This is a genomic window from Nonomuraea aridisoli, from assembly GCF_003236395.1.
Lineage (GTDB): Bacteria > Actinomycetota > Actinomycetes > Streptosporangiales > Streptosporangiaceae > Nonomuraea > Nonomuraea aridisoli.
Window position 1 is genome coordinate 1 of sequence record NZ_POUD01000392.1, and the last position, 6,575, is coordinate 6,575.

Below are 6,575 nucleotides of genomic sequence, written 5' to 3' on the forward strand. Positions count from 1 at the left end.
GTGGAACGTGCCGCCCGTGGGCAGCTCGCACAACTGCTCACCCCGCCCGGTGCCGACCGTCGTGCCGCCGAGCAACGAGAACGGGACGTCGCTGCCGAGGTCGCCGGCGATCTCCATGAGGTCCTCGGTGCGGAGCGCCGCGTAGACCATGATGCCGGCCACGAGCACGATCGCGAGGACGCCCGCTCCCACGGCGATCGGCCACGGCGATCGCCGGCGCGCGTGCCGGCCGTCGGTGGGGATCATGGCGATCCCGCCGGGACGCGTCGACACCCTGGGCGCCGGGGGACGGCCAATTTCCAGGACTGGGAGGATGTCACGAACGCTCCTCATCCTTCTCGCGAGACGGCTCTACACGGGGCACGCGAACCTCGAGGGCTCGCGAACGTACGGAGGCCGGGCAGCGGCCCGGCCCCTCTTACGCTAATAGACCCAGCTGGCGGGCGACGTGCCATCACTCCGAGCGGGGAGGCCGCTGGCCGCCGGCCGGTCCCGGGACCCCGGCATAACGGTACGGCACCGGCTGCCTCCCCGGCTGGACGACGAGGAGAGTGCCCGGGGTCTCGGCGTAGAAGGCGGATTCGACCGCGGCCGCGACGTCGTCCGCGGTCAGCAGCGGGAATCCGGAATTGACGAACATCTCCCGCGCAGCGGCCACAAGCGGCGTATCAGTGAAACCAGGGCAGACCGCGCCGATACGGATGTTGTACGCGGCCAGCGGCTCGGCCAGCGACCTGACCAGGCCCACGACGGCGTGCTTGGTCATGGTGTAGACGGGGTCGCCGGCGTAGCCCACGAGACCGGCCAGCGAGGCGGTGGCCACGATGGCGCCGCCGCCCGAGCGCTTGAGCAGCGGGACGCTCGCGCGCACGCCGAAGACGACACCGTCCACGTTGACCCCGACCACCTTGCGGTAGCGCTCGACGTCGAAGTCCTCGAGGTCCACCCCGCTGGTGACGCCGGCGTTGAGGTGGACCAGGTCGAGGCGGCCGTAACGCTGCTCGGCGAGCGCGACGGCCTCCAGCGAGGCCTCGTCGGAGGCGACGTCGACGGCGAGCCACGCGCCGTCGAGCTCCTTGGCCAGGCGCTCGACGCCCTCGCCGTCGCGGTCCACGAGGACGCACCGGGCGCCGCCCGTGGACAGGCGGCGCGCCACGGCGGCCCCGATGCCGCTCGCCGCTCCGGTGATCAGTGCAACTGTGCTCATGACGCTCCTTGCGGGGCTCGCGCCCCGGGGTCGAGGGGGGTGGTCGAGATCAGTGCTGGTCGAGCATGCGGTGGGCGCGGGAGATCAGCGTGGGTACGGCGGCGCCGATACGGTCGAATCCCTCCCCAACGGTCTTACCTTGCCGGAATCGGGCGTGAATACCCTCGACGATGACCGCGAGCTTGAAATTCCCAAAAGCCACATAGAACCCAAGATCTGAAATTTCGCGACCTGAAACTTTTGTGTAGTAGCGAGCGAACTCGGCGGCGTTCAGGAATCCCGGCGACGCCGTCACGTCGCCCGACACCGGGATGCTCGCCCGCTCCTCGTCCCCCCGGTCGGCCCAGTACGTCAGCGTCAGCCCCAGGTCGGCCAGCGGGTCGCCGAGCGTGGACATCTCCCAGTCGACCACGGCCATGATCTCCAGGTCGTCGCGCCGGACGAGCGTGTTGTCCAGCCGGTAGTCACCGTGCACCAGCGTGCCGGGGGCCTCGGCGGGCAGCCGCTCGCGCAGGCGCTCGACCAGCCGGTAGTAGCCGGGCCGGTCCTCGGTCTTCGACCGTTCCCACTGCTGGCACCACCGGTCGAGCTGGCGGGCCATGTAGCCCGCGGGCCGGCCGAAGTCGCCGAGCCCCACCTCGCGGTAGTCGACGGCGTGGATGGCGGCCAGCACCTCGGCCAGGCGCTCCGACAGCCGCCGGGTCCGCTCGGGCGCCGGGTCGCCGAGCTGGTCGCGCGTCCGCACGGCGTCGCCGGGGACGTGCCCCATGAGGTAGAACGGGGCGCCGATCACGTCCTCGTCGGGGCAGAAGGCGACCGGCTCCGGCACGGGGACGGGCGTGGGCGCGAGCGCGGAGATGACCCGCCACTCGCGCCGCATGTCGTGGGCGGTCGGCAGCACGTGGCCGAGCGGCGGCCGGCGCAGCACCAGGCGGCGTTCGGCGGCCTCGACCAGATACGTCAGATTGGACCTGCCGCCCGAGATGAGCGAGACGGACAAAGGCTCGCCGGCGTCGGGCACATTCCGGGCCATCCATGCGACCAGGCGGGGGTGGTCGATGCCAGGTACGGTCATGCACACACATTAGAACGTCACTCTGTTGTCATCGACTCAGCCCTGCAGGGCTGAGCTTGCAGCTCATCGTCCTGACTGGAGGTCAGGTGTCAGGCCGCGTGCGGCTGGTTGACAGCAGCCCAGCCCGCGACACCGCGTGAGGCGATGTTGCGGGCTGCGTTCACGTCGGCGTGCTCAGCGAAGCCGCACGACGTACAGGCGAAGGCTTCCTGGTCTGGCCGGTTTCGTTTGTCCACGTGGCCGCACGCCGAGCACCCCTGCGAGGTGAAGCGAGGGACCACGTAGACGAGGGCGACCCCGGCACGGGCCGCCTTGTGGGCGACGAAGCTTCCGAGCTGGTGGAAGCTCCGCGAGTGCAGCGTGACCCGCTGGGGCTTGCGGAGCCGTACCCGGTCGCGGATCCCCCTCAAATCTTCGAGTGCGATGCCGCGTCCGGTGCGTTCAGCCTCGGTCACGATGCTCTTGGATATCACGTGGTTGATGTCGCGGGCCTGACGGGCTTCCTTGCGGCGGCGGCGCTTGAGCAATCGCCTGGCCGACGTGGTGCGCTTGGCCTGGAGCCGTCGCCGCAGCTCACGGTTACGGTGCCGTACCGCGTTCAGGGCGTTGCCCGCGTGTTTGACTCCGTCGCTTGTGGTGGCGATGTTCGCGATCCCGAGATCCACGCCGAGGAAAGCGTCTGGTTCGGTGACGTCGGTGCGGTAGGCGGCCAGGCCTTGATCCGGCCGCCGGTGGTCCAGATGCTCACGGTGCGGGTCTCGACCTGCCAGGACAGACATCGGTCGTCGTAGCGTGACGAGAACAAACGTGCGACGCCGTAGGCGATTCCTCCCGGGTCCTGAATGAAGGCCCGGGGTTCCTCGCTATATGGGGCTGAATGCCACCTGAGAGTTGTGTAACGTTCCGAACCTGCGTCTATGCCATGACGCGAGATCCTTTACTCTGGCAGTACACCTCTGCCCTCATGCGGGCGGTGAGTGGCATGCTGACAGTAGGAGCCCATGCGCGTCACCCTTGCCCTACCTCATGAACTGGGCCAAGCAGAAGTGAGCCGATGGCGGGCGCTCCAGGAAGCGGACACCGCCTTCGACAATCCCTTCTTGTCCCCGGAGTTCACCCTCACGGTGGGAGAACTCCGAGATGTCGTACGCGTGGCCGTCATCCATGACGGCCCGGACATCGTGGGGTTCTTCCCGTTCGAGCGACATCCGCTGGGCATCGGCAAGCCGGTCGCGGCGGGGCTGACCGACGCACAGGGCCTCGTGTACGCCCGGGGGGTCCGGATCGACCCGCTCCGGCTCATCAAGGCCTGCGGCCTGTCGGTGTACGAGTTCGACCATCTCGTCGCCGGGCAGCCGCTGCTCAACGCCCGCCACGAGCGCCACCCGTCGCCGATCATCGACCTGCGCGACGGCTACGACCGCTACACCGAGACGCTGCGCGCCAACTCCGGCAAGACGTACAAGTCCACCCTGGCCAAGCAGCGCAAGCTCGACCGCGAGGCCGGGGGCGTGCGCCACGACTACGGCATCACCGACGTCGAGCCGCTGCGCACGCTGCTGGGCTGGAAGACCGACCAGTACCGCCGCACCGGCCGCACCGACCGGTTCGCGCACAAATGGATCGTGGAGCTGGTCGAGCGGCTGCTCGCCACCCAGTCCGAGAGCTTCGCGGGCGTGCTCGACATGATCTACGCCGGCGACGAGCCGGTGGCCGGCCACTTCGGGCTGCGCACCCGCACGACGCTCGTCGGCTGGTTCCCCGCCTACGACACCCGGTTCGCGAAATACTCCCCCGGCCTCATCCAGCACCTGGCGATGGCCGAGCAGGCCGCCAAGACCGGCGTCCAGGTGATCGACATGGGCCGGGGCCAGAAGGAGTACAAGGACAAGCTGAAGACCGGCGAGTTCGAGGTGGCCGAGGGGCGCGTGGCCAGGGCGAGCGCGGGGGCGGGCGTCCACTGGGTGGTCAGGGTGCCGGTGCGCAAGACCCGCGCGACCGTCATGGCCAACCCGTTGCTTCTCAAAACGGCCGACAAGGCATTGAAGACGTACGGACGGTTGCGTACTGTTCTCCAAGGGTGAAATACATCGCAGAGCGCACAGGCCGTCATTGCCTGGCGCTACCGTCGAACCGGCTCGGCCTCTACCTGGCGCTGCGCCACTGGTGCATGCCCGGGCAGCGGTTGCTCATGTCGCCGATCTCGGCCGATGAGATTCTCTTCCTCGTGCTGGCGGCCGGGCTGCGCCCGGTGATCGCGCCGCTGTCGCCGCGCGACGGCAACATCGACGCCTCCCGCGTCGACCTCGACACCGTGGACGCGGTGCTGACCACCAACCTGTACGGCCTGCCGGACGACGCGCCCGCCTTCGCCGGGAAGATCCTCATCGAGGACGTCGCGCACGCCATGGACAGCTCCATCGAGGGGCGTCCGCTGGGCACGTTCGGCCAGGCGGCGGCCTTCAGCCTGTCGAAGCACCCGAGCGCGGGCTCGGGTGGCGTGCTGGTCGTCGACGACCTCTCCGACCTGGAGGCGCTGAGGCGGGCGCGCGACGAGCTGACGGTCCGCGGCTCGCTGCGGGCCGACCTGTGGAGCGTGGCCAGCTCCATGGTCCGCCACGCGGCGCTCAAGTTCGACCTCGTACGCCCCACGCTCAAGCTCGCGCGGCTCCTCGGCCTGCAGGAGAAGCGCGAGGGCTACCGGATCGCGCTCGACCCCGAGGGGCTGGAGCTGGCGCTCAAGGAGGCGCCGTCGCTGCCGCCGTTCGACCGCTGGGTCCACGCCGACCTGCACCGCTACCGCGCCCGCCGGGGACGGCTGGCCCGGTGGTACCAGGCCAGGCGGGTGGCCGGGATGCCCGAGGGCCGGGCGCGGCGGCTGGCGGGCGTGCAGCGGCTGGCCGAGCTGCCGACGGTCGCCCCCGCCGTGCTGGACGACCTCAGCCGGCCGTTGTTCCGGGTGCCGCTGCTGGTGCGCGACCGCGACGCGGCCATCGCCGAGCTCGAACGCCACGGGGTGGCCACCGGCTACCTGTACGACCCGCCGTACGACGACTACGCGCCCGGCTTCACCGAGCCGTCGCCCGATCCCGAGCCGGCTCGCTGGTGGGCTCGGCACGTGCTGCCGGTCGACCCGATGTACGCCGCCCGCGCGTTCCCGATCCTGCGCCGGCTGGAGCCGCCGGACGGCCCGCACGGGCGTCGCTGATCAGGCCGGCCAGGATCCGGCAGCCGCGCCGGACGTCGGGGAGCGAGGCGGAGCCGTACCCGATCACGAGGCCGTGCAGGTGGGCGGCGCCGTGGTGGTGGCGCTCGGTGGAGTCGAGCAGGACGCCCGCCCGCGCGGCCCCCGCGACCACGCCGGGCACCAGCGACTCGGGCAGCTCGGCCAGCACGTGCAGCCCGGCCGTGTCGCCGCGCAGGCGGCAGACGGGGCCGAGGATCTCGACGACGGCGGCGCGGCGGCGGGCGTACTCCAGACGCATCCTGCGCAGGTGGCGGTCGAGGTCGCCGTGCTCCAGCAGGGTGGCCACGGCCTGCTGGACGGGGCCGCTGGTGCGGTCGGCGACCGTGCGGCGCAGGCGGGCGATCCGGCCGACCAGCTCGGGGTCGCCGACGAGCCAGCCCACGCCCACGTCGGGCGCGAGGGTCTTGGACAGCGTGCCGAGCAGCATCACCCGGGAGGGGTCGAGGCCGTAGAGCGCGGGCAGCGGGGCCACGTCGTAGCGGAACTCGGCGTCGTAGTCGTCCTCGACGACCGTCGCGCCCGTCTTCCTGGCCCAGGCGAGCAGCCGCTCGCGGCGCGGGATCGGCAGCCGGCCGCCGAGCGGGTACTGGTGGGCCGGGGTCGTGTAGAGCACGCGCAGGTCGCCGGGGAGCCCGTCGACGATCACGCCGTCCTCGTCCACCGGACAGGGCACCACCTCGGCGCCCCGGGCCGCGAACACCGTGCGGGCCACGTGGTAGCCCGGGTCCTCCACGCCCGCGCGGGTGCCGGGGCCGAGCAGGGCGAGCGCGCACAGGTCGAGGCCGTTGCCGGTGCCGCGGGTGACCAGGATGTTCTCCGGTCCGACGGCCATGCCTCTGGCCCGGCGCAGGTGCTCGGCGAGCAGCTCGCGCAGGCGCGGCAGGCCGTACGGGTCGGGTGAGTCGCCGGGCGGCAGGTCGGCGGCGCGGCGCCAGGCGCGCTTCCAGGCCGCGTGGTCGTAGTCGCGCACCCAGGGCTGGCCGGGCGTGAGGTCGATCGCGTCGGCGGGGGGCCGCGGCGGCTCGGGCGGGGACGCGGCCCGACCC

5 protein-coding genes and 2 pseudogenes are annotated in these 6,575 nt (G+C 71.5%); 2 read left to right on the plus strand and 5 right to left on the minus strand.

The window, feature by feature from the left end; all coding sequences use genetic code 11:
• The 4 genes and pseudogenes from C1J01_RS52875 to C1J01_RS44990 all read right to left on the minus strand — a co-directional run.
• Window positions 1-246 (minus strand): annotated as a pseudogene (locus tag C1J01_RS52875) (hypothetical protein); the annotation flags it as partial.
• A 208-nt stretch (window positions 247-454) separates the two neighbouring features.
• Entirely contained in the window at window positions 455-1,207 is a 753-nt protein-coding gene (locus tag C1J01_RS44980) for an SDR family oxidoreductase (RefSeq protein ID WP_111185133.1), read from the minus strand.
• A 49-nt stretch (window positions 1,208-1,256) separates the two neighbouring features.
• Window positions 1,257-2,282: a phosphotransferase family protein gene (locus C1J01_RS44985; RefSeq protein WP_111185134.1), complete on the minus strand. Its 1,026-nt coding sequence runs from the start codon at window positions 2,280-2,282 to the stop codon at window positions 1,257-1,259.
• Window positions 2,283-2,371: 89 nt separating this feature from the next.
• Window positions 2,372-3,061 (minus strand): RNA-guided endonuclease InsQ/TnpB family protein, encoded by a 690-nt coding sequence (locus tag C1J01_RS44990; RefSeq protein WP_328589744.1) that lies wholly within the window; start codon window positions 3,059-3,061, stop codon window positions 2,372-2,374.
• A gap of 321 nt (window positions 3,062-3,382) precedes the next feature.
• Between C1J01_RS44990 and C1J01_RS44995 the strand changes: the two genes are divergently transcribed.
• Both C1J01_RS44995 and C1J01_RS52880 read left to right on the plus strand, forming a co-directional pair.
• Complete coding sequence (locus C1J01_RS44995) at window positions 3,383-4,366, plus strand: GNAT family N-acetyltransferase (RefSeq protein WP_235855094.1); 984 nt, start codon at window positions 3,383-3,385, stop codon at window positions 4,364-4,366.
• Window positions 4,363-4,812, plus strand: a pseudogene (locus C1J01_RS52880) (DegT/DnrJ/EryC1/StrS family aminotransferase); the annotation flags it as partial. The gene C1J01_RS44995 and the pseudogene C1J01_RS52880, both read left to right, overlap by 4 nt.
• Window positions 4,813-5,350: 538 nt before the next feature.
• Here the strand turns inward: C1J01_RS52880 and C1J01_RS45010 are convergent.
• On the minus strand, window positions 5,351-6,575 hold a 1,225-nt coding region (locus C1J01_RS45010; protein ID WP_111185137.1), incomplete at its 5' end, for an aminotransferase-like domain-containing protein.

Bases quoted from the DNA above. Each gene is read 5' to 3' on its own strand.
- C1J01_RS44980 (WP_111185133.1), bottom strand. From the start codon at position 1,207: ATGAGCACAGTTGCACTGATCACCGGAGCGGCGAGCGGCATCGGGGCC.
- C1J01_RS44985 (WP_111185134.1), bottom strand. From the start codon at position 2,282: ATGACCGTACCTGGCATCGACCACCCCCGCCTGGTCGCATGGATGGCC.
- C1J01_RS44990 (WP_328589744.1), bottom strand. From the start codon at position 3,061: ATGTCTGTCCTGGCAGGTCGAGACCCGCACCGTGAGCATCTGGACCAC.